Source organism: Micromonospora sp. NPDC005252 (assembly GCF_042872475.1).
In the GTDB taxonomy this organism is placed as follows: Bacteria; Actinomycetota; Actinomycetes; order Mycobacteriales; family Micromonosporaceae; genus Micromonospora.
Genome location: NZ_JBIAKN010000004.1, coordinates 633,721 through 653,160, shown reverse-complemented (window position 1 = coordinate 653,160; position 19,440 = coordinate 633,721). Strand labels below are relative to the sequence as shown.

21 protein-coding genes and 1 pseudogene are annotated in these 19,440 nt (G+C 73.1%); 5 read left to right on the top strand and 17 right to left on the bottom strand.

Annotated features, from left to right (window positions below):
- Nucleotides 1–392: pseudogene (locus tag ACFYPH_RS16065) on the top strand (hypothetical protein); the annotation flags it as partial.
- 143 nt (nt 393–535) lie between these two features.
- On the opposite strand, the gene tyrS reads toward ACFYPH_RS16065, so the two are convergent.
- Nucleotides 536–1,828: a tyrosine--tRNA ligase gene (gene tyrS / locus ACFYPH_RS16060; RefSeq protein WP_354857887.1), complete on the bottom strand. Its 1,293-nt coding sequence runs from the start codon at nt 1,826–1,828 to the stop codon at nt 536–538.
- Between the two features lie 106 nt (nt 1,829–1,934).
- On the opposite strand from tyrS, the gene ACFYPH_RS16055 reads away from it, so the two are divergent.
- Nucleotides 1,935–2,318, top strand: coding sequence for a PaaI family thioesterase (locus ACFYPH_RS16055; protein ID WP_354857884.1), 384 nt, complete (start codon nt 1,935–1,937; stop codon nt 2,316–2,318).
- Between the two features lie 60 nt (nt 2,319–2,378).
- Here the strand turns inward: ACFYPH_RS16055 and ACFYPH_RS16050 are convergent, their stop codons facing one another.
- From ACFYPH_RS16050 to ACFYPH_RS16040, 3 genes are all read right to left on the bottom strand, one after another.
- Nucleotides 2,379–3,722 carry a hemolysin family protein gene (locus ACFYPH_RS16050; RefSeq protein ID WP_354857877.1) on the bottom strand — a complete coding sequence of 448 codons (1,344 nt, stop codon included), beginning with the start codon at nt 3,720–3,722 and terminating at the stop codon, nt 2,379–2,381.
- A 125-nt stretch (nt 3,723–3,847) separates the two neighbouring features.
- A complete protein-coding gene (locus ACFYPH_RS16045) occupies nt 3,848–4,489 on the bottom strand; it encodes a hypothetical protein (RefSeq protein ID WP_354857874.1) in 642 nt (213 codons plus the stop codon).
- A 9-nt stretch (nt 4,490–4,498) separates the two neighbouring features.
- Nucleotides 4,499–4,999 carry a GNAT family N-acetyltransferase gene (locus ACFYPH_RS16040; protein ID WP_354857872.1) on the bottom strand — a complete coding sequence of 167 codons (501 nt, stop codon included), beginning with the start codon at nt 4,997–4,999 and terminating at the stop codon, nt 4,499–4,501.
- 133 nt (nt 5,000–5,132) lie between these two features.
- On the opposite strand from ACFYPH_RS16040, the gene ACFYPH_RS16035 reads away from it, so the two are divergent.
- Nucleotides 5,133–6,014, top strand: a complete 882-nt coding sequence (locus tag ACFYPH_RS16035; RefSeq protein WP_387182307.1) for a universal stress protein — start codon at nt 5,133–5,135, stop codon at nt 6,012–6,014.
- On the opposite strand, the gene ACFYPH_RS16030 is transcribed toward ACFYPH_RS16035, so the two are convergent.
- The 5 genes from ACFYPH_RS16030 to ACFYPH_RS16010 all read right to left on the bottom strand — a co-directional run bounded on the left by ACFYPH_RS16030 (nt 5,944) and on the right by ACFYPH_RS16010 (nt 9,996).
- Nucleotides 5,944–6,642: an FMN reductase gene (locus tag ACFYPH_RS16030; protein WP_387182304.1), complete on the bottom strand. Its 699-nt coding sequence runs from the start codon at nt 6,640–6,642 to the stop codon at nt 5,944–5,946. The two genes, ACFYPH_RS16035 and ACFYPH_RS16030, sit on opposite strands and share 71 nt — an antisense overlap.
- Complete coding sequence (locus tag ACFYPH_RS16025) at nt 6,639–7,781, bottom strand: LLM class flavin-dependent oxidoreductase (RefSeq protein ID WP_355067121.1); 1,143 nt, start codon at nt 7,779–7,781, stop codon at nt 6,639–6,641. Before ACFYPH_RS16025 ends, ACFYPH_RS16030 begins: the two co-directional genes overlap by 4 nt.
- A 122-nt stretch (nt 7,782–7,903) precedes the next feature.
- Nucleotides 7,904–8,179, bottom strand: coding sequence for a ubiquitin-like small modifier protein 1 (locus ACFYPH_RS16020; RefSeq protein WP_355067120.1), 276 nt, complete (start codon nt 8,177–8,179; stop codon nt 7,904–7,906).
- Entirely contained in the window at nt 8,180–9,265 is a 1,086-nt protein-coding gene (locus ACFYPH_RS16015; RefSeq protein ID WP_355067119.1) for an exo-alpha-sialidase, read from the bottom strand.
- A gap of 89 nt (nt 9,266–9,354) precedes the next feature.
- Nucleotides 9,355–9,996: a DNA-3-methyladenine glycosylase gene (locus tag ACFYPH_RS16010; protein WP_387182299.1), complete on the bottom strand. Its 642-nt coding sequence runs from the start codon at nt 9,994–9,996 to the stop codon at nt 9,355–9,357.
- 93 nt (nt 9,997–10,089) lie between these two features.
- Between ACFYPH_RS16010 and ACFYPH_RS16005 the strand changes: the two genes are divergently transcribed.
- The gene (locus ACFYPH_RS16005) at nt 10,090–10,515 is read left to right on the top strand and encodes a DNA-binding protein (RefSeq protein ID WP_363938917.1); all 426 of its coding nucleotides are present in this window, start codon (nt 10,090–10,092) and stop codon (nt 10,513–10,515) included.
- Between the two features lie 115 nt (nt 10,516–10,630).
- Complete coding sequence (locus ACFYPH_RS16000; protein WP_354857859.1) at nt 10,631–10,984, top strand: MmcQ/YjbR family DNA-binding protein; 354 nt, start codon at nt 10,631–10,633, stop codon at nt 10,982–10,984.
- Between the two features lie 43 nt (nt 10,985–11,027).
- On the opposite strand, the gene argH is transcribed toward ACFYPH_RS16000, so the two are convergent.
- Genes argH through argC form a run of 8 tightly spaced genes read right to left on the bottom strand, consistent with a single transcriptional unit; the run spans nt 11,028 to nt 19,435 of the window.
- Entirely contained in the window at nt 11,028–12,491 is a 1,464-nt protein-coding gene (gene argH, locus ACFYPH_RS15995; RefSeq protein ID WP_354857880.1) for an argininosuccinate lyase, read from the bottom strand.
- Nucleotides 12,492–12,508: 17 nt separating this feature from the next.
- A complete protein-coding gene (locus tag ACFYPH_RS15990) occupies nt 12,509–13,711 on the bottom strand; it encodes an argininosuccinate synthase (protein ID WP_354857857.1) in 1,203 nt (400 codons plus the stop codon).
- A complete protein-coding gene (locus ACFYPH_RS15985; RefSeq protein ID WP_355067116.1) occupies nt 13,708–14,220 on the bottom strand; it encodes an arginine repressor in 513 nt (170 codons plus the stop codon). Before ACFYPH_RS15985 ends, ACFYPH_RS15990 begins: the two co-directional genes overlap by 4 nt.
- Nucleotides 14,217–15,152 (bottom strand): ornithine carbamoyltransferase, encoded by a 936-nt coding sequence (argF, locus tag ACFYPH_RS15980; RefSeq protein ID WP_355067115.1) that lies wholly within the window; start codon nt 15,150–15,152, stop codon nt 14,217–14,219. Before argF ends, ACFYPH_RS15985 begins: the two co-directional genes overlap by 4 nt.
- On the bottom strand, nt 15,149–16,366 hold the full coding sequence (locus ACFYPH_RS15975; protein WP_387182293.1) for an acetylornithine transaminase: 1,218 nt from the start codon (nt 16,364–16,366) through the stop codon (nt 15,149–15,151). Before ACFYPH_RS15975 ends, argF begins: the two co-directional genes overlap by 4 nt.
- Complete coding sequence (gene argB, locus ACFYPH_RS15970; RefSeq protein WP_355067113.1) at nt 16,363–17,268, bottom strand: acetylglutamate kinase; 906 nt, start codon at nt 17,266–17,268, stop codon at nt 16,363–16,365. Before argB ends, ACFYPH_RS15975 begins: the two co-directional genes overlap by 4 nt.
- Nucleotides 17,265–18,437 carry a bifunctional glutamate N-acetyltransferase/amino-acid acetyltransferase ArgJ gene (gene argJ / locus ACFYPH_RS15965; protein ID WP_354857844.1) on the bottom strand — a complete coding sequence of 391 codons (1,173 nt, stop codon included), beginning with the start codon at nt 18,435–18,437 and terminating at the stop codon, nt 17,265–17,267. The genes argB and argJ overlap by 4 nt, the downstream gene beginning before the upstream one ends.
- Nucleotides 18,434–19,435, bottom strand: coding sequence for an N-acetyl-gamma-glutamyl-phosphate reductase (argC, locus tag ACFYPH_RS15960; protein ID WP_387182289.1), 1,002 nt, complete (start codon nt 19,433–19,435; stop codon nt 18,434–18,436). Before argC ends, argJ begins: the two co-directional genes overlap by 4 nt.
- Nucleotides 19,436–19,440 lie beyond the last annotated feature (5 nt).

The window sequence follows — 19,440 nt, the reverse complement described above, 5'->3', positions numbered from 1 at the left end:
GGCTTTACAAGCACCCTGTTGAGTTCTCAAAGAACAACCACACACCGATCAGAAGACCCAACCAGTGGGCCACCATCCCGGGGCTTTTCGTACCGGTGCTCGGCGCTTTCCAGCGCCAGACACTTTTACTACGTTACCCGCTGGTTTCTGCCGTGTCAAACCGGTGTTTCGCGGTTCGTCGTGCTTTAACCCGTGTTGCGGGCACCATGTCTCGACCGGCTTGCGCCGCTCTCGTCACGGTGGTGGCAGGCCGGCCGCAGCGGTTTCCCGCTTGCTCGCCCGTTTCCCTGCCGGCTGACTACTTTACCCGGTCGGTTCCGCCGCACCAAATCCGCCTCGCGGCGTTTTCCGTGGGCACCACCCGGCGGGATCCGGCCGGCGAACCCGCCTGACCCCGAAGTCGTCGCCGCGCTCCGGCCGCTTCAGGCTTTCGCCTGTTTCGTCCGTTCCGCGCTGGCAGAGAGAAAGTTACGCGTCCGGCCCGATGATCGTCAAATCTGCCGGACGCGTCCCCCGTCACATCGTCGACAACCGACTATTCGCCCAGCTCAACGCCTGCGAACGACCGCTTTCCCCGGCGCAGCACCAGGTACCGACCGTGCAGCAGGTCGTCCCTGGACACCGTGGCGTCCACCTCGGTCACCCGGTTGTTGTTCACGTAGGCGCCGCCCTCGGCGATCACGCGCCGCGCCTCCTTGAGCCCCGTCGCCAGCCCGGAGTCCCGCAGGAGACCCGCCACGTCCGGCAGCTCGCCAGGGATACGCACCAGACCGGCCTCGGTCAGCGCCGCGCGCAGCGTCTCCGGGGCCAGATCGTCAAGCGAACCGCGCCCGAACAGCGCCTGGCTGGCGGCGACCGCCTGCCGGGTCTCCTCGGCGCCGTGCACCAGGGTGGTCAACTCCTCGGCCAGCGCCCGCTGGGCCAGCCGGGCTGCCGGCCGCTCGGCCGTCGCCTTCGCCAGCTCCTCCAGCTCGTCCCGGGAGCGGAAGCTGAAGTACCGCAGGTAGCGGTCGACCTCTCGGTCGTCGACGTTGAGCCAGAACTGGTAGAAGGCGTACGGGCTGGTCATGGTCGGGTCGAGCCAGACGGCGCCGCCCTCGGTCTTGCCGAACTTCGTGCCGTCGGCCTTGGTGACCAGCGGCGTGGTGAACGCCTGGACCGGCCCCGCGCCGCGCCGCCGGATGTAGTCGACGCCGGCGGTGATGTTGCCCCACTGGTCGGACCCACCGAACTGAAGTTGGCAGCCGTAGCGGCGGTGCAGCTCGAAGAAGTCGTTGGCCTGCAGCAGCTGGTAGCTGAACTCGGTGAAGCTGATGCCCGTCTCCAGCCGCGCGCGCACCACCTCCCGGGCGAGCATCTTGTTGACCGGGAAGTGCTTGCCCACGTCGCGGAGGAACTCGACGACCGACATCTCGCCGGTCCAGTCGAGGTTGTTGACCAGCTGGGCCGCGTTCTCACCCGTGTACGACACGAAGGGCGCGAGCTGCTCGCGGATCCGCTCGACCCAGCCGGCGATCACCTCCGGCGGGTTGAGCGTCCGCTCGGCGCTCTCCTTCGGGTCGCCGATCTGCCCGGTCGCCCCGCCCACCAGCAGCAACGGGCGGTGACCCGCGAGTTGCAGACGGCGGGCCGTGATGACCTGCATGAGCGAGCCGACGTGCAGGCTCTGCGCGGTGGGGTCGAAGCCCACGTAATAGGTGGTGGCCTCCCCGCCGTCGAGCAGCTCGCGCAGCTCGTCGAGGCCGGTCGAGTCCTGGATCAGGCCACGCCAGAGCAGGTCGTCGGTCAGGGAGTACCGCCCGGGCGGCGGGAGGCTGCTGTCGGTCACGGTCACCAATTCTCCCCCATCGCCGGCTCCGACCCGTACCGGGTTTGACGCAACCCGCTCCGGCTAGGCTTGCGCCCCGTTGATCGAGGAGGGGTTCGCCGTGGAGATGCCGGATCTGACGGGTGGTTTCGTCGCCCTGCTCGGCCTGAAATTCGAGGAGGCCACCGCCGACCGGGTGGTCATCAGCTGGCAGGTCCGCCCGGAGCTGCACCAGCCGTTCGGCATCCAGCACGGCGGGGTGTACTGCTCGGTGGTGGAGACCGCGGCCAGCATCGGGGGGGCGCTCTGGCTGGCCGACCGGGGCACGGTGGTCGGGGTGTCGAACCAGACCGATTTCCTGCGGGCCGTCCGCGACGGCGAGCTGCGGGCGGTCGGCACCCCGGTGCACCGGGGTCGCAGCCAGCAGCTCTGGCAGGTGGAGATCAGCGACGCCGACGAGCGGCTGGTCGCCCGTGGTCAGGTCCGGCTGCAGAACCTCTCCCGCGACTGACCGTCGGGCTCGAACGGGCCCGGCCGCGGCAGCGTCGCGCGGCCGCTCACCCGGGGACGGTCAGTTGCGGGCCTCGTCCAGCACCGGCTCGATCGCCTGGTCGGCGTCGTCATCGTTGTCGTCGCCGTCCTCGGCGGGGACCTGGCTCAGACGTACCTCGGTGATGGCCCGGTGGTCGATGCCCGCCACCGTCAGCACCCAGCCGTCCAGGCTCACGTCCTCCCCGGCCACGGTGGGGATGTGCCCGAGGCGGGCCAGCACCAGCCCGGCGACTGTGGTGTAGTCGCCGGCCGGGCGCGAGGGCAGCTCGACGCCGATGTCCGTGAGGTCGTGCACCGGGAAGGTGCCGGGCAGCACCATCGCGCCGTCCGGCTCGCGGCGCACCGAGTAGCCGTCCCGGTCGGTCTCGTCGTAGATCTCCCCGACGATCTCCTCCAGGATGTCCTCCAGCGTCACGATGCCGTCGACGGCGCCGCGCTCGTCCACGACCAGCGCGATGTGCTGGCGCTCGGCCTTGAACTGCCGCAGCGCGTCCACCACCGGCAGCGAGTCGGGCAGCAGCATCGGCGGGCGGGCGATCTCGTCGACCGGGCGGTCGTCGGGCACGCCGACCAGGTCACGCAGGTGGATCACACCGGCGGTGTCGTCCAGGCCGCCGTGGCGCACCACCGGCGCCCGGGAGTGCCCGGTGGCGGCCAGCACCAGCCGCGCGGCCTCCGCGGTGGTTCCGCTGTCGAGCGTGAACACCCGCAACCGGGGTACGAGCACAGCCCGCAACCGCCGGTCGGCGATCTCCACGGCTCCCGCGATGATCGTGCGCTGCTCCTTGGTGAAGCCGTGGTTGCCGGCGACGATGTCGCGCAGCTCGTCCGGGCCGATCTCCTCCGGCTGGTGCTTCGGGTTGAGCCCGACCAGGCGTACGACCAGGTCGCTGGTGGCGCCGAGGGCCCAGACGGCCGGGCGGGTGAGACTGGCGAGCAGGTCGAGCGGGCGGGCCACCAGCAGCGCCCACCGCTCGGCGGACTGCATGGCGATCCGCTTGGGGGCCAGCTCGCCGAAGACCAGGGTGACGAAGGTCAGCGCGAGGGTCACCACCACGATCGCCACCGTCTCGGCGGCGCTCCCGAACACCCCGAGCAGCGGAACGAGGGGCTTGGCCAGGGAGACAGCCGCGGCGGCGGAGGCCAGGAAGCCGGCGAGGGTGATGCCGATCTGGATGGTGGCCAGGAAGCGGTTCGGGTCCTTGGCGAGCCGGGCCAGCACCCGTCCCGCCCGGCTGGTGCGCTCCAACCGCTGGATCTGGCTGTCCCGCAGCGACACCAGCGCCATCTCACTGCCGGCGAAGAGCGCGTTGATGACGACCAGGATCCCGACCAGGGCCAGTTGGCTCCCGTAGCTCTGCACGCCCGGTTCGCTCCCTCACGGTGGTGGCACCGGCCGTACGCACGGCGCCCGCCGGTCGGCTAGCCCGCCCGGCGTACGCGCTTCTGTGCCCCGTGCGGCCGCGGCCGAATCCTGCTCCGGCGACGCTACGCCGAATCGGTCGCCGGTGACGCGGGCAGGTCGAGCACGTACGAGTCGCCCTGGGGGCGGAACCCGAGCCGGTGGTAGTAGGGGGCGACCATACCGGGCGGGCTGACCACCCGGTGGAAGCCCCGCTCGGTGAAGAGGCGGCTGCGCCGGTAGACGAACTCGCCGGGGGTGAAGTCGCGGAACTTCGGGGTCACGTAGTCCAGGTCGATCTGGGCGACCCCGCGCGCCTCGGCGTGCGACAGCACCACCCCGACCACCTCGTCAGCGGTGACCACGAGGAAGGCCGACCGGTCGGTGGCGGCCGGGTCCCAGTGGAAGTCGGGGTTGAACCGGGCGATGTCCGGCGCGTGGATCCGCAGCGTGTGCGCCAGGAACTGGTCGCCGACGCCGACCTCCACCACCTGGTAGGTCTGCTCGTCGTGGCGGGTCGCCAGCATCCCCCGCAGGTACCAGATGTTGATCACCGCGAGGACGATGTTGAGCCCGACCATGGGCCAGACCTCAAGGGCGGCGTTGTAGCCGATCAGCACGACGCAGCCGACGAGGTTGAGCGCGCGCAGCCGCAGGATGCGCGACTGCAGCAGCGACCACACCAGCACCGCGGAGCCGGCCCAGCCGACCAGATCCAACCAGTTCACCCCGCGAGACTAGTGCCCGCCCAGGTCAGGGGCGTCGGCGGGCAGCTCCAGCAGCCACTCCTCGACCTCGGCCCCGCGCCCGTTGGCGTACCCCGAATCCTCGCCGACCACGACGAACCCGCACTTGCGCAGCACCGCGAGGGAGGCGGCGTTGTCCTTGGCGGCGCGGGCGCGCACCGGCCGGGGCAGCTCGCGCAGCAGGGCGGCGAGGGCCGCGGTGGCGTGGCCCCGGCCCCAGCGGGCCGGGTCGATCCAGTAGCTGACCTCGGTCTGGTCGTCGACCGGGAAGGCGCTGACGTAACCGACCACCTCGCCGTCGGCCTCGATGGTGCGGACCCGGTTCGCCGGGTTGGTGAGCACCCGCGCCCAGTGCCGGGCGAACTCGCGGTGGTCGGACGGGTCCTTGGGGCCGAACCCGGCCATCCGGTTCGCCTCGGGGTCCTGCTGGTGCAGGAAGAACTCCACGAGGTCGTCCTCGTGGACCGGCCGCAGCCGCACATCGGAGGTCATCCGGCGAGGGTACGCAGCGCCGGTGACAGTTCGGAGCCGCCGGCGCGTCGACGGCCGACCGCCGACCGGCGCGTTCGGCGTCACCGCGGGCCCCGCGCCGCCGACAATGAGTCGACCGACCCTGGGAGTGCCGATGGACCGACCTGTCGTCGTGGGTGTGGACGGATCGCCGTCCAGCCTCGTCGCCGCCGAGCACGGGGCCTACGCCGCCCTGCTCCGGTCCCGGCCGCTGCTCCTGGTGCACGGTTACCTGCACCCGCTCGGCTACGGCGTGCCCCTCAACCCGTACGACCTCGGGGTGCCGGCGCCCACCGACCAGGCGCGGAAGATGCTGGAGCGGACGGCTGCCGACCTGGCCGACCGGTGGCCCGGCCTGGCCGTCGAGGCCCGTCAGGTCGCCGGCGGCCCCGGCGCGACGATGGTCGAGGAGTCCCGACGGGCGGATCTCGTCGTGGTGGGCAGCCGCGGTCTGGGCGGGTTCGCGGGTCTGCTGCTCGGTTCGGTCGGCGCGCAGGTGGCCGCGCACGCGCACTGCCCGGTGCTGGTGGTCCGACCGGACGAGCAGCCGATCGACGCGGACGCGCCGGTGCTGGTCGGCGTGGACGGGTCCGAGTCGTCCCGACTGGCCGTGGGCTACGGCGCCACCGAGGCGGCGCTACGAGACGTCCCGCTGGTGCTCGCGCACGTCGGCCCGCTGGACGGGGACCGGCCGGTGCCGGACGAGGTCGACGAGGCGCAGGCCGCGTACCAGGCCGAGGCGGTGCGGCTGTTGGCCGAGGCGTCCGCGGCCGTCCGGACCGGGCATCCCGATCTGGTGGTGCGGGAGCACCCGGTCCGGGCGGCCGGCGCGGCCCCGGGGCTCATCGAGGCCAGCGGCACGGCGTCGCTGCTGGTCGTGGGCACCCGAGGCCGGCACGGCTTCGCCGGTCTGCTGCTCGGCTCGGTCAGCCAGGCTGCGATTCAGCACGCGCGCTGCCCGGTGCTTGTCGCGCACCCGTACGACCCTCCGAGGTGACCGGCGCGTCGTCGCCCCCGCCGAGCATCTGCAGGAAGTCGGTGGTGAGGGCGAACGGGTCGGCGGGGCCGCTGGCGGGCAGCCGGCGCTCGACCTGGTCGGCCAACTCGCCGGCGGCGCGACGGATGCGGCCGCGCAGGGCGCCGTCGGCGGTCCCACCGGACCAGTCCTCCGGGGCGGCGAAGACGGAGGTGGGGACCACCACCGCCCGCAGGTAGCTGAACATCGGGCGGAGGGCGTGCTCCAGGGCGAGGGAGTGCCGGGCGGTGCCGCCGGTGGCCCCGATGAGCACCGGACGGTCGACGAGCGAGTCGGCCTCCAGCACGTCGAAGAAGGACTTGAACAGCCCGTTGTACGACGCGTTGAAGATCGGCGTCACGGCGATGATGCCGTCCGCCCCGGTCACCGCGTCGATGGCCTCGCGCAGGCCGGCCGGCGGGAACCCGGTGAGCATGTTGTTGACCACGTCGTGGGCGTACTCGCGCAGGTCGACGACCCGCAGCTCCACCTCGGCGCCGCGCCGGACCAGCTCGTCGCGGGTCGCCCCGGCGAGCTGGTCGGCGAGCAACCGGGTGGACGAGGGCTGGCTCAGCCCCGCCGAGACGACGGCGAGCGTACGGCGGGTCATCGGGTCGCCCCCTCCGGCGCCTTGCCCGTCACGTCGTCGACGGCGTGCACGGTGCTGTCCTTCACGCCACCGGCCGCGGCGACCAGCGAGGCGTGGGTGGGCGCCTCCGGCACGTGCGCCGGGCGCAGGGCGGCGAACTCCTTGCGCAGCACCGGCACGACCTCCTCGCCGAGCAGGTCGAGCTGCTCCAGCACCGTCTTGAGCGGCAGGCCCGCGTGGTCCATCAGGAACAGCTGCCGCTGGTAGTCGCCGACGTACTCGCGGAAGCCGAGCGTGCGGTCGATGACCTGCTGCGGGCTGCCCACGGTCAGCGGGGTCTCCCGGGTGAACTCCTCCAGTGACGGCCCGTGCCCGTAGACCGGGGCGTTGTCGAAGTACGGCCGGAACTCCCGGACCGCGGCCTGCGAGTTGCGCCGCATGAACACCTGGCCGCCGAGGCCGACGATGGCCTGGTCGGCGGTGCCGTGGCCGTAGTGCGCGTACCGCTGGCGGTAGAGCTCGACCATCCGCTGGGTGTGCTCCTTGGGCCAGAAGATGTGGTTGGCGAAGAAGCCGTCGCCGTAGTACGCGGCCTGCTCGGCGATCTCGGGGCTGCGGATCGAGCCGTGCCAGACGAACGGCGGCACACCGTCGAGCGGGCGCGGCGTCGAGGTGAAGGACTGCAGCGGGGTGCGGTACTTGCCCTTCCAGTCGACCACGTCCTCGCGCCACAGCCGGTGCAGCAGGTCGTAGTTCTCGATCGCGAGGGGGATGCCGGCGCGGATGTCCTTGCCGAACCACGGGTACACCGGGCCGGTGTTGCCGCGGCCCATCATCAGGTCCACCCGGCCGTCGGACAGGTGCTGGAGCATCGCGTAGTCCTCGGCGATCTTCACCGGGTCGTTGGTGGTGATCAGCGTGGTCGCGGTGGACAGCAGCAGCCGTTCGGTGCGAGCCGCGATGTGACCGAGCATGGTGGTCGGGGACGAGGGGACGAACGGCGGGTTGTGGTGCTCACCGGCGGCAAAGACGTCGAGCCCGACCTCTTCGGCCTTCAGCGCGATGGCAACCATCGCCTTGATCCGCTCATGCTCGGTCGGCTCCCGACCGGTGGTCGGATCGACCGTGACGTCACCGACGGTGAAGACTCCGAACTGCATGACAGCTCCTCGCGTGTCAACCGGGTGCCGTCGTAGTACCCGGACGCAGCCCACAACTTATTTGACAAGTCAACTATTCCGTCGGCGGCCTACCTGGCAGTGGCGCCGGTCACCCGCGGGAATCAGCCCCCGGCGACCGAGGGGAGCACCTGCACCTGGGCGCCCTCGCCGACCGGTGTGGCCAGCCCGCCGGAGTGCCGGCAGTCCTCCCCGTCGACGTAGACGTTGACGTAGCGGCGCAGCTCGCCGCGCTCGTCGCGGATCCGCCGAGCCAGCCGGGGATGATCGGCGGCGAGCTCGTCGAGGACCGCCCCCAGCGTGCCGCCCGCGTCGATACTGAGCCGGCTGGCGCCGCCGGCCTCGCCGCGCAGCGGGCCGGGCAACAGCACGGTGACCACTCAGACCACCGCCGCCCGGACGCACAGCACGTCGGGCAGGTGCGCGGCCACCTGCGACCAGGAGTCGCCCTCGTCCCGGCTGGCGTAGACCTCGCCGGAGCGGGTGCCGAAGTAGACGCCGCCAGGTGTGGCGTCGTCCGCGCACATCGCGTCGCGCAGCACCGCCGGATAGAACGGGCCCTCGGGCAGGCCCACCGACAGCGGCTCCCACTTGGCGCCGGCGTCGGCGGAGCGGAACACCCGGCAGCGGTGGTCGGTGGGGAACCGCTCGACGTCGGCCACCAGCGGGAACGTCCACACCATCCCGGGCCGCCCGGGGTGCGACACCATCGGGAAGCCGAAGTCGCTGGGCAGCCCGTCGGCGATCGACGACCAGGTGCGGCCGTCGTCGTCGGAGCGGTAGACGCCGAAGTGGTTTTGCGCGTACAGCCGCTCGGGGTTGCCGGCGTCCCGCGCGACCTTGTGCACGCACTGGCCGAACTCCGGCCACTCGTCGGCCAGGCCGGCGGCGCGGATGCCCACGTTGCCCGGAGCCCAGCTCGCCCCGGCGTCCTGCGAGCGGTAGACGCCGCCGGTGGACATGGCGACCAGCACCCGGGCCGGGTCGCGCGGGTGGGGCAGCACGGTGTGCACGGCCTGGCCACCGAACCCGGCCTGCCAGTGCGGGCGGTGCGGGTGGTCCCAGAGGGCGCGGACCAGCTCGAAGCTGCGGCCACCGTCGGTGGAGCGAAACAGCGCCGACGGCTCGGTGCCGGCCCAGACCACGTCCGGCTCGTCGGCGCCGCCCGGCATCAGCTGCCAGACCCGCCCCAGGGTCGCGCCGGTGTCGGCCGGGAACGCGATCGGCGCGTGGTCGGGCTCGTCCCAGGACGCGCCGAGGTCGTCGCTGGTCGCGACGCTGGGCCCGAAGTGCGAGCTGGTCACCCCGGCGAGCAGCCGCGGGGTGGCCCGGCGGGTGTCGAGCGCGACCGCGTAGACGCTCGTCCCCGGGTGGTGCGGGCCGCTGACCTCCCAGGTGCGCCGGTCATCGGTGCTGGTGGCGAGGAACAACCCCTTCGCGGTGCCGATCGCGAGCAGCGTTGGCATGGACGTCCTCCGAGCCGTCGGTGGGCAGGTGGGGTGATTATGGCCACACCCCCCGACAGATCCCGCCGGCCACACGCCGGAAGCCGCGCTCAGCGCCGGACGCGGGGCACGTGTCGCCGGTACGCGCTGACCGTCGGATCGCCGTCGAGCCAGAACCGCCAGGGCAGATCGTGCGCGCCGGTCACGCCGACCCGGGGCCCCGCCACCACCGTCTCGTCCGGCACCGGCCGAACCGGCGGGCGCAACCGGACCGGACCGTCGCCGAGCAGGTACGCGCCGTACGCCGCGCGGTCGATGCCGAGCGTGGCGCAGAGCCGGGCCGGCCCCCGGGCCAGGTCCACGTCCCGCCGTACCGCCGGCCGGCGAGCCCGCGCGGTGTCCAGGCCCTCGACCACCGCACCGGCGCGCAGCAGCACGGCGGCGGCCTCCCCCTCGACCCCGGTGACCACGTTCATGCACCAGTGCATCCCGTAGGTGAAGTAGACGTAGGCGTGCCCGGCGGGGCCGAACATCACCACGTTGCGCGCGGTGCGGCCCCGGTGGGCGTGCGAGGCCGGGTCACCGGCCGTGCCGGCGTACGCCTCGACCTCGGTGATCCGGACGGTGACCCCGCCGGCGGACAGCCGGCAGCCCAGCAGGCCCCGCGCGGCCGGCAGCAGTGGACCGGCGAGCAGGCCGGCCAGCGCCTCCCGGTCGGCGTCGGTGCTGCGGTCGTCCGGCGCGAGCTCCATGACCCGAACGGTACCCAGCGGCAATCTGATCACCCCGTCGCCGCGCTTCAACAATCTGTTGACAAGGTCACGTTGATGGGGTGTGCTCGGAGCATGACCACCGAAGAGCTGTTCACCGCGCCCGACCCGGCCCGGGCCCGCGCCCACCGCACCCACGAGGCGCTGCAACGGATCGGCGAACGCCACGCCGGCTCCGATGCCCGACGGGGACGCTGGGCCCACCCGTACGTGCTGGACCCGTGGGAGGCGGTGGCTCTGGTCACCGCCCTCGCCGCCGGCGGCGCCGAGCGGGAGCCCACCGAGGAACCGGTGGACGCCGCCGACCTCACCGCCGCGCTGACCCTGCTGCCGCACGTGCGCGCCGAGCTGGACGCCCTGGAGGCAGGGCTGCTGACGCTGGCCCGCGACCGGGGGCTGACCTGGCAGTCCATCGCGTACGGGCTGGGGCTGGGCAGCGCGCAGGCGGCCCGGCAGCGCTACGAGCGGGTCGCCGCCCGCTCGGCCGAGCAGATCGCCTGAGCCACCGGACACGACGCGACCGGCTGACCCCAGACGACCGGGCGGGCGGATCGGCCGGGCACCCCCGCGGCGACGGCCGGGGCGGGCAGACTGTGCGCACGACGAGGAGGCACCCATGGAACGCGCGGAGATGCTGACGTACTGCCTGGCGAAGCCGGGAGCGTGGCTGGACCGGCCGTGGGAGGGCGACGAGGTGGTGAAGGTGGGCAGCCGGATCTTCGCGTTCCTCGGCAACGGCGACGGAAGGCCCACGGTCGGCATCAAGTGCGGCCAGACCCGGGAGATCGCCGACGAGTGGCTGCGCCGCCACCCCGACGACGCTCGCCCGATGGCCTACATCGGCCGGTCCGGCTGGAACACCCTGCGCCTCGACGGCGGGATCGACGGCGACGAGCTGACCGAGGCGGTCGACGCGTCGTACGACATGGTGGTGGCCAAGCTCCCCAAGCGGGAGCGCCCGACGGCCTGAACCGACCGTGGCGCCGGCGGCTCGCGCCGACGCCACGGCGAGGTCAGCGGGGTACGACCCGCTCGGTGGCCCAGTCCCGCCAGCCGGCCAGCCGGTCCGCGGCGGCGGCGAGCTGGTCGGCGACCGGGCCGGGGCCGGTCGAGCCGGGGGTGGTCCGGGCCGCGAGGGCCGACCGCACCGAGAGCACGTCGCGCACCGACGGGTCGAGGTGTTCGCTGACCGCGGCCAGGTCGGCGTCGGAGACGTCCTCCAGCTCACACTCCCGGGCCGCACAGAGCGCCACCAGCCGACCGGTGATCTCGTGCGCGTCGCGGAACGGCACGTTGCGCCGGACCAGCCAGTCGGCGACCTCGGTGGCCAGCGAGAAGCCGACCGGGGCGGCGGCGACGAGGCGGTCCACCCGGACCGTCATCGTGGAGATCATTCCCGCCAGGGCCGGCAGCAGCAGCTCCAGGGTGTCGACCGCGTCGAACGCGGGCTCCTTGTCCTCCTGCATGTCCCGGTCGTACGTCATCGGCAGGCCCTTGAGCATGGTCAGCACCGTCATCAGGCCGCCGACCAGCCGCCCGGACTTGCCCCGGGCCAGCTCGGCGATGTCCGCGTTCTTCTTCTGCGGCATGATCGACGAACCGGTCGCGAATGCGTCGTCCAGCTCCACCCAGCCGAACTCGTGTGAGGTCCAGAGCACCACCTCCTCACCGAGGCGGGACAGGTGCACCCCGATCAGCGCGGTGGTGAAGAGGAACTCGGCCACGAAGTCCCGGTCGGCGACCGCGTCCATCGAGTTGGCGAACGACGTCCGGAAGCCCAGCTCCTTGGCCACGGCCACCGGGTCCAACGGAAGCCCGGACCCGGCGAGCGCGCCCGCGCCGAGCGGGCTGATCGCCGCCCGGTGGTCCCAGTCGCGCAGCCGCTCCAGGTCGCGCAGCAGCGGCTGCACGTGGGCGAGCAGCCAGTGCCCGAAGGTGACCGGCTGGGCGTGCTGGAGGTGGGTCATGCCGGGCGCGGCGGTGCCGATGTGCCGTTCGGCCTGCTCGGTGAGGGCCTCGGCCAGCTCGACGAGGCGGCTGGCCACCCCCCGCGCGTGGTCACGCAGGTAGAGCCGCAGGTCGGTGGCGACCTGGTCGTTGCGCGACCGGCCGGCGCGCAGCTTGCCGCCGAGGCTGCCCAGGCGCTCCAACAGGCCCCGCTCCAACGCGGTGTGCACGTCCTCGTCGTCGACTGTGGGCCGGAACGCCCCCGAGGCACAGGCCGCCTCCAGGTCGTCCAGGGCCGCCAGGATCCGGCCCAGCTCCTCCGGGTCGAGCAGGCCGGCGCCGGCGAGGACCCGGGCGTGCGCCCGGGAACCAGCGATGTCGTACGGGGCCAGGCGCCAGTCGAACTGCACGCTCACCGACAGTCGGGCGAGCGCCTCCGCGGGGCCGCCGGCGAACCGGCCACCCCACAGGCTCGTCCGGTTGGTGCCGGCGCTGTTCTCGGTGAGGCTCTTGTCGTCCACGCCGCCCATTGTGGTCCCCATGGTCGTCAGCCACCCAGCCGGGCGTCGCGGGCCGCGGCCATCCGACTCGGAAGGCCCCACAGCTGCACGAAGCCCTTCGCGAGGGACTGGTCGAAGGTGTCGCCGGTGTCGTAGGTGGCCAGTCCGAAGTCGTAGAGGCTCTCCTCGGAGCGCCGGCCGGTGACGGTGGCCCGGCCGCCGTGCAGGGTCATCCGCACCTCGCCGCTCACGTGCCGCTGCGCGTCGTCGATGAACGCGTCAAGCGAGTCCTTCAACGGCGAGAACCACAGGCCGTCGTAGACCAGCTCACCCCAGCGCTGGTCCACGCTCTTCTTGAACCGGGCCAGGTCCCGCTCGACGGTCACCGCCTCCAACTCCTGGTGGGCGGTGATCAGCGCGATCGCGCCGGGCGCCTCGTACACCTCACGGCTCTTGATGCCCACGAGGCGGTCCTCGACCATGTCGAGCCGGCCCACGCCCTGGGCGCCCGCGCGCCGGTTCAGCTCCAGGATCGCCTGGTACGGGGTGACGGTCTCGCCGTCGATCGCCACCGGCACGCCGCCGTCGAAGGTGATCACGATCTCGTCGGCGTCGCGGGGCTCCGCCGGGTCGTCGGTGTACGAGTAGAGGTCCTCGATCGGGGCGTTCCAGATGTCCTCCAGGAAGCCCGTCTCCACGGCGCGGCCCCACAGGTTCTGGTCGATCGAGTACGGGGACTTCGCCGACACGTCGATCGGCAGCCCCTTCTCCTCGGCGAACGCGATCGCCTTGTCCCGGGTCCAGGCGAAGTCGCGGGCCGGGGCGATGATCTTCAGCTCGGGGGCGAGCGCGCCCAGGCCCACCTCGAATCGGACCTGGTCGTTGCCCTTGCCGGTGCAGCCGTGCGAGACGATCGTCCCGCCGTGCTTGCGCGCCGCCGCCACCAGGTGCTTGACGATCAGCGGCCGGGACAGCGCCGACACCAGCGGGTAGCGGTCCATGTAGAGGGCGTTCGCCCGGATGGCCGGCACGCAGTAGTCGGCGGCGAACTCGTCGCGCGCGTCGACGACCTCGGACTCGGCGGCGCCGCAGTCCAGGGCGCGCTGCCGGATGGCGTCGAGGTCCTCCCCGCCCTGCCCGACGTCGACCGCCACCGCGATCACCTCGGCGCCGGTCTGCTCGGCCAGGTAGGGAATCGCCACGGAGGTGTCCAACCCCCCGGAGTACGCGAGGACGACCCGCTCGGTCATGACGTGGTCCCTTCAACGGTGTCGTCCCGGCGGGCCCAGCCGGCGAGCTTGTCACCGAGCGCGGCCCCGCCGACGGCCTCGCGGGCCACGACGAGGATGGTGTCGTCGCCGGCGATGGTGCCGACGATCTCGGGCAGGCCGGCCCGGTCCAACGCGCTGGCCAGGTACTGGGCCGCGCCCGGCGGGGTGCGCAGCACGGCGATGTTGCCGCTGGCGTCCACCCCGTTGAGCAGTTCCCGCAGCAACCGCACCAGCCGGGCCGGCGCCGCCTCGGCGTCGCGCAGCGGGCGCTGGCCGTCCTCGGGGATCAGGTAGACGGCCGGACCGTCGCCGCCGCGCACCTTGACCGCGCCCAACTCCTCCAGGTCCCGCGAGAGGGTGGCCTGGGTGACCCCGACGCCGTCGGCGGCGAGCAGGTCGGCCAGTTCGGTCTGCGACCGCACGGGCCGGTCCCGGATCAGCTCCACGATCCGGGCGTGCCGGGCGGCGCGGGTCAGCGGGGCGCTCATCGCGTCGTCCCGGACGCCGCGAGCAGGAACGTCAGCAGCGCCTTCTGGGCGTGCAGCCGGTTCTCCGCCTGGTCGAAGACCGCGCTCTGCGGGCCGTCGAGCACCTCGTCGGTGATCTCCTCGCCGCGGTGGGCGGGCAGGCAGTGCAGCACGATCGCGTCCGGTGCGGCCTGGCCGAGCAGCTCCTTGTTGACCTGGTACGGCAGGAACGGGGTGACCCGGTCCAGTCCGTCGGCCTCCTGCCCCATCGACGTCCACGTGTCGGTGGCCAGCACGTCGGCGTCGCGGACCGCCTGGGCCGGGTCGGTCAGCACCCGTACCGACCCGCCCGTGCCGGCGGCGATCTCGGCGGCCTGCCGCACCACCGCCGCGGCCGGCGCGAACCCGGCCGGGCCGGCGATCCGCACGTGCATCCCGGCCGTCGCCCCGGCCAGCAGGTACGACTGCGCCATGTTGTTGGCGCCGTCGCCCACGTAGGTGAGGGTGCGGCCGGCCGTGCCGCCGCAGCGCTCCCGGATGGTGAGCAGGTCGGCCAGCAGCTGGCAGGGGTGGAAACCGTCGGTGAGCGCGTTGATCACCGGGACGCTCGCACCGCTCGCCACCTCGGCGATCCGGTCGTCGCCGTGGGTGCGCAGGACGATGGCCGCGACGTAGCGCGACAGCACCCGGCCGGCGTCCGCGAGCGTCTCGCCCCGACCGAAGTGGGTGACCTGGGTGTCCACGACCAAGGGGTGCCCGCCCAGCTCGGCGATGCCGGCGTCGAACGAGATCCGGGTGCGCAGGCTCTGCTTGTCGAAGAGCACCGCCACCGAGCGGGGGCCGGCCAGCGGCTGGTGGCCGAAGCGGTCGGCCTTCATCCGCGCCGCCAGGTCGAGCACGCTGGACTGCTCGGCGGGCGAGAGGTCGTCGTCGCGCAGAAAGTGCCGGATCATGCGGTCGTCCCCGTCGTCGTGGTGGTGGTCGGCGTCCGGTCGGTTCCAGCGGCCGTCGCGTCCAGAGCCGCCGGGAGCGCGGCGAGGAAGGCGTCGACCTGGGCGGCGGTGAGGATCAGCGGCGGGGCGAGCCGGAGTACGCCCGGCTGCACCGCGTTGACCAGGAAGCCGGCGTCTCGCAGCGTCTCGGCGAGCACCGGCGCCACCGGCGCGGTGAGGGTCACGCCGAGCAGCAGCCCGGCCCCGCGTACGCCGTCGATCAGCGGGTGGCCCAGCGCCTCGACGCCCCGGCGCAGCCGTTCGCCGACGCGCTTGACGTGGTCGAGCAGCCCCTCGTTGGCGATCGTGGCCACCACGGCGAGCGCGGCGGCGCAGCTCACCGGGTTGCCGCCGAAGGTGGTGCCGTGCGAGCCGGGGGTGAGCAGGTCGGCGGCACGGCCGAAGGCCAGCGTCGCGCCGAGCGGCAGCCCGCCACCCAACCCCTTGGCCAGGGTCACCACATCGGGCTCCACACCCTCGGCCTGGTGGGCGAACCAGTGCCCGGTGCGGCCGATGCCGGTCTGCACCTCGTCGAGCACCAGCAGCGCGCCGTGCCGGTCGGTGATCCGCCGCGCCGCCGCCAGGTAACCGGCCGGCGGAACGACCACGCCGTTCTCGCCCTGGATGGGCTCCAGGATGACCATGGCGGTGGCGTCGGTGACCGCCGCCTCGAGGGCGGCGACGTCGCCGAAGTCGACGTGGGTCACCTCGCCGGGCAGCGGCCGGAACGGGTCGGCCTTGGCGGGCTGGCCGGTCAGCGCGAGGGCGCCCATGGTGCGACCGTGAAAGGCGCCGTTGGTGGCGACCACGTGACTGCGCCCGGTGCGCCGGGACAGCTTGAACGCGGCCTCGTTCGCCTCCGCTCCGGAGTTGGCGAAGAAGACCCGGCCGGGCCGGCCGGCGAGCGCCAGCAGCAGCTCCGCGAGCGCGACCGGCGGCTCGGCGACGTAGAGGTTGGAGACGTGCCCGAGCGTCGCGACCTGCTTGGACACCGCGGCCACCACCGCCGGGTGGGCGTGACCGAGGGCGTTGACAGCGATCCCGCCGACCAGGTCCAGGTATTCCCGACCCGCGTCGTCGACCACCACTGCCCCCGCGCCGGAGACCAGCGCCAGCGGCGGCGTGCCGTAGTTGTCCATCATGGACTGCGTCCAGCGTTGCAGCAGGCTGCTCATGCCCCGACCATCCCGTCCTGAAGCACCACCATCGTTCCGAACCCCTCCGAAGTGAAGACCTCCAGCAGCGTGGAGTGCGCCACCCGCCCGTCCACGACGTGCGCGGCGGGCACTCCCCCGCGCACCGCCCGCAGGCAGGCCTCCATCTTCGGCACCATCCCCGACTCGAGACCGGGCAGCAGCTTGGCCAGGTCGTCCGCGGTGATCTCGGAGATCAGGCTGGTGGTGTCCGGCCAGTCCGCGTACAGGCCGGCCACGTCGGTGAGCACGACCAACTTGCGGGCCCGCAACGCGACAGCGAGGGCGGCGGCGGCGGTGTCCGCGTTGAGGTTGTGCAGGACCCCGTCGGCGTCCGGCGCGACAGTGGAGATCACCGGGATCCGACCGGCGTCGATGAGGTCGGTCACCGCCGACACATCCACCGACTCGACGTCGCCGACCTGGCCGACGTCGACCGGCAGCCCGTCCACGTACGCGGGGCGGCGCACCGCGGTGAACAGCCGGGCGTCCTCGCCGGAGAGCCCGACGGCGAACGGACCGTGCGAGTTGATCAGCCCGACCAGCTCCCGGCCCACCTGCCCGACCAGCACCATCCGGACCACGTCCATCGCCTCGGCGGTCGTCACCCGCAGGCCGCCCCGGAACTCGCTGGCGATGCCGAGCCGGCCCAGCATGGCCGAGATCTGCGGGCCGCCGCCGTGCACCACGACGGGCTTCAGACCGGCGTACCGCAGGAACACCATGTCGGCAGCGAACGCCCGTTGCAGCGCCGGCTCGGTCATGGCGTTGCCGCCGTACTTGACCACCACTGTGGAGCCGGAGAAACGCGCCAGCCAGGGCAGGGCCTCGATCAGCGTCTCCGCCTTGACCTGGGCGCGGGTGAGATCGCCGCTGAGACTCATGTCGAGTACGCCGAGTTCTCGTGCACGTACGCGTGGGACAGGTCGTTGGTCCAGATCGTCGCCACCGCGTCGCCGGCGTGCAGGTCGATCCGGATCGTCACGTCCCGGCCGGTGAGGTCGACCTTCGAGCGGTCCTCGGCGGCAGCGCCGCCCCGGCACACCCACACCCCGTTGACGGCGACGTCCACCTCGTCCGGCTCGAAGGCGGCGGCCGTCGTGCCGACCGCCGCGAGGATCCGGCCCCAGTTCGGGTCGTTGCCGAACAACGCCGTCTTGACCAGGTTGTTGCGGGCCACCGAGCGGCCCACCTCGACGGCGTCGTCCTCGTCGGCGGCGCCGACCACGTCGATGGCGACCTGCTTGGTCGCGCCCTCGGCGTCGGCGATGAGCTGCTGTGCCAGGTCGTGACAGGCCGTGGTGACCGCGGCGGCCAGCTCGTCCAGGGTCGGCTCGATGCCGCTCGCGCCGCTCGACAGCAGCAGCACGGTGTCGTTGGTGGACATGCAGCCGTCGGAGTCGACCCGGTCGAAGGTCACCCGGGTGGCCGCGCGCAGCGCCTCATCCAGCAGAGCCGGCCCGGCCACCGCGTCGGTGGTGAGCACGCACAGCATGGTGGCCATGCCCGGCGCGAGCATCCCGGCGCCCTTGGCCATCCCGCCGACCGTCCAACCGCTGCCGCGCGCGACAGTGGTCTTCGGCCGGGTGTCGGTGGTCATGATCGCCTCGGCGGCGGCCGGACCGCCGTCGCGCGACAGACCCCGGATGGCCGTACGGACCCCGGGCAGCAGCTTCGACATCGGCAGTCGCTCACCGATCAGGCCGGTGGAGCAGACCGCCACCTCGCCGGCGCCGAGGAGGAGCCGCGGGCTGACCGCGCTCAACGCGGAGGCGGTGTGCTCGGCAGTGGCGTGGGTGTCCTGGAAACCGGCCGGGCCGGTGCAGGCGTTGGCGCCACCGGAGTTGAGCACGACCGCCCGGACGACACCGCCCTGCACGACCTGCTGGCTCCAGCGCACCGGCGCCGCCTTGACCCGGTTGGTGGTGAAGACACCGGCGACACCGGCGTCCGGGCCGTCGTTGACCACCAGGGCGACGTCCGCGCCACCGCTGGCCTTCAGACCGGCGGCCACCCCGGCCGCCCGGAAACCCCGAGGGGCGGTGACGCTCATGGTGCGACTCCCCAGATCGACAGGCCCGTCGTCTCCGGCAGGCCGAACATCAGGTTGGCGTTCTGCACGGCCTGACCGGCGGCGCCCTTGCCGAGGTTGTCCAGTGCGCTGAGCACGATCAGCCGACCCGAGTCGACGTCGACGGTGGCCTGCAGGTGGCACGAGTTGGAACCCAGGGTGGCGGCGGTGTGCGGCCAGCGCCCCTCCGCCAGCACGTGCACGAACGGCGCGTCCGCGTACGCCTGCGCCAGCACCTCCTGCGGGTCGACGCCGCGCGCCGGCACGGCGGTGACCGTGGCCAGGATGCCGCGCGGCATCGGCGCGAGGACCGGCGTGAACGACAGGCCGGTCGCCCCGGTCGCCTGCTTGATCTCGGGCACGTGCTGGTGGGTGCCGACCCGGTACGGCGACAGGTCCCCCTGCACCTCGCTGGCCAGCAGGTGCGGCTTCGCCGCGCGGCCCGCGCCGGAGGTGCCCGAGGCGGCGACCACCACGACGTCGGCGGGGCTGGCAGCCCCGTCGGCGAGCAGCGGCGCGAGCGCCAGGGTGATCGCGGCGGCATAGCAGCCGGTGTTCGCCACCCGGGTCGAGCCGGCGATCAGCTCCCGCTGGCCGGGCAGCTCGGGCAGCCCGTAGGTCCACTGGCCGGCGTGCGTGCCGCCGTAGTACTGCGCCCAGGCGTACGGGTCGGCGAGCCGGTGGTCGGCGCCCAGGTCGACGATGCGCACCTCGGGCGGCAGGTGGGCCGCGAGGGCCGCCGACTCGCCGTGCGGCAGCGCCAGGAAGACCAGGTCGGCGTCGGCCAGGGTCGACGGGTCGGTCTCGCCGAGCACCAGGTCGAGCCCGGTGAGCTGCGGGTGCACCACGTCGACGCGGTGCCCGGCCTGGCGGTGCGCGGTGGCGGCGACCAGGTCGAACTCCGGGTGCCCGGCGACCAGGCGCAGCAGCTCGCCTCCGGCGTACCCGCTCGCTCCGGCGACCGCGACTCGGATCCCCATACTCA

Coding starts and splice junctions, on each gene's coding strand:
- ACFYPH_RS16055 (WP_354857884.1), top strand. CDS start 1,935: ATGCCGGATCTGACGGGTGGTTTCGTCGCCCTGCTCGGCCTGAAATTC.
- ACFYPH_RS16040 (WP_354857872.1), bottom strand. CDS start 4,999: ATGACCTCCGATGTGCGGCTGCGGCCGGTCCACGAGGACGACCTCGTG.
- ACFYPH_RS16035 (WP_387182307.1), top strand. CDS start 5,133: ATGGACCGACCTGTCGTCGTGGGTGTGGACGGATCGCCGTCCAGCCTC.
- ACFYPH_RS16030 (WP_387182304.1), bottom strand. CDS start 6,642: ATGACCCGCCGTACGCTCGCCGTCGTCTCGGCGGGGCTGAGCCAGCCC.
- ACFYPH_RS16025 (WP_355067121.1), bottom strand. CDS start 7,781: ATGCAGTTCGGAGTCTTCACCGTCGGTGACGTCACGGTCGATCCGACC.
- ACFYPH_RS16015 (WP_355067119.1), bottom strand. CDS start 9,265: ATGCCAACGCTGCTCGCGATCGGCACCGCGAAGGGGTTGTTCCTCGCC.
- ACFYPH_RS16010 (WP_387182299.1), bottom strand. CDS start 9,996: ATGGAGCTCGCGCCGGACGACCGCAGCACCGACGCCGACCGGGAGGCG.
- ACFYPH_RS16005 (WP_363938917.1), top strand. CDS start 10,090: ATGACCACCGAAGAGCTGTTCACCGCGCCCGACCCGGCCCGGGCCCGC.
- ACFYPH_RS16000 (WP_354857859.1), top strand. CDS start 10,631: ATGGAACGCGCGGAGATGCTGACGTACTGCCTGGCGAAGCCGGGAGCG.
- argH (WP_354857880.1), bottom strand. CDS start 12,491: ATGGGCGGCGTGGACGACAAGAGCCTCACCGAGAACAGCGCCGGCACC.
- ACFYPH_RS15990 (WP_354857857.1), bottom strand. CDS start 13,711: ATGACCGAGCGGGTCGTCCTCGCGTACTCCGGGGGGTTGGACACCTCC.
- ACFYPH_RS15985 (WP_355067116.1), bottom strand. CDS start 14,220: ATGAGCGCCCCGCTGACCCGCGCCGCCCGGCACGCCCGGATCGTGGAG.
- argF (WP_355067115.1), bottom strand. CDS start 15,152: ATGATCCGGCACTTTCTGCGCGACGACGACCTCTCGCCCGCCGAGCAG.
- ACFYPH_RS15975 (WP_387182293.1), bottom strand. CDS start 16,366: ATGAGCAGCCTGCTGCAACGCTGGACGCAGTCCATGATGGACAACTAC.
- argB (WP_355067113.1), bottom strand. CDS start 17,268: ATGAGTCTCAGCGGCGATCTCACCCGCGCCCAGGTCAAGGCGGAGACG.
- argJ (WP_354857844.1), bottom strand. CDS start 18,437: ATGAGCGTCACCGCCCCTCGGGGTTTCCGGGCGGCCGGGGTGGCCGCC.
- argC (WP_387182289.1), bottom strand. CDS start 19,435: ATGGGGATCCGAGTCGCGGTCGCCGGAGCGAGCGGGTACGCCGGAGGC.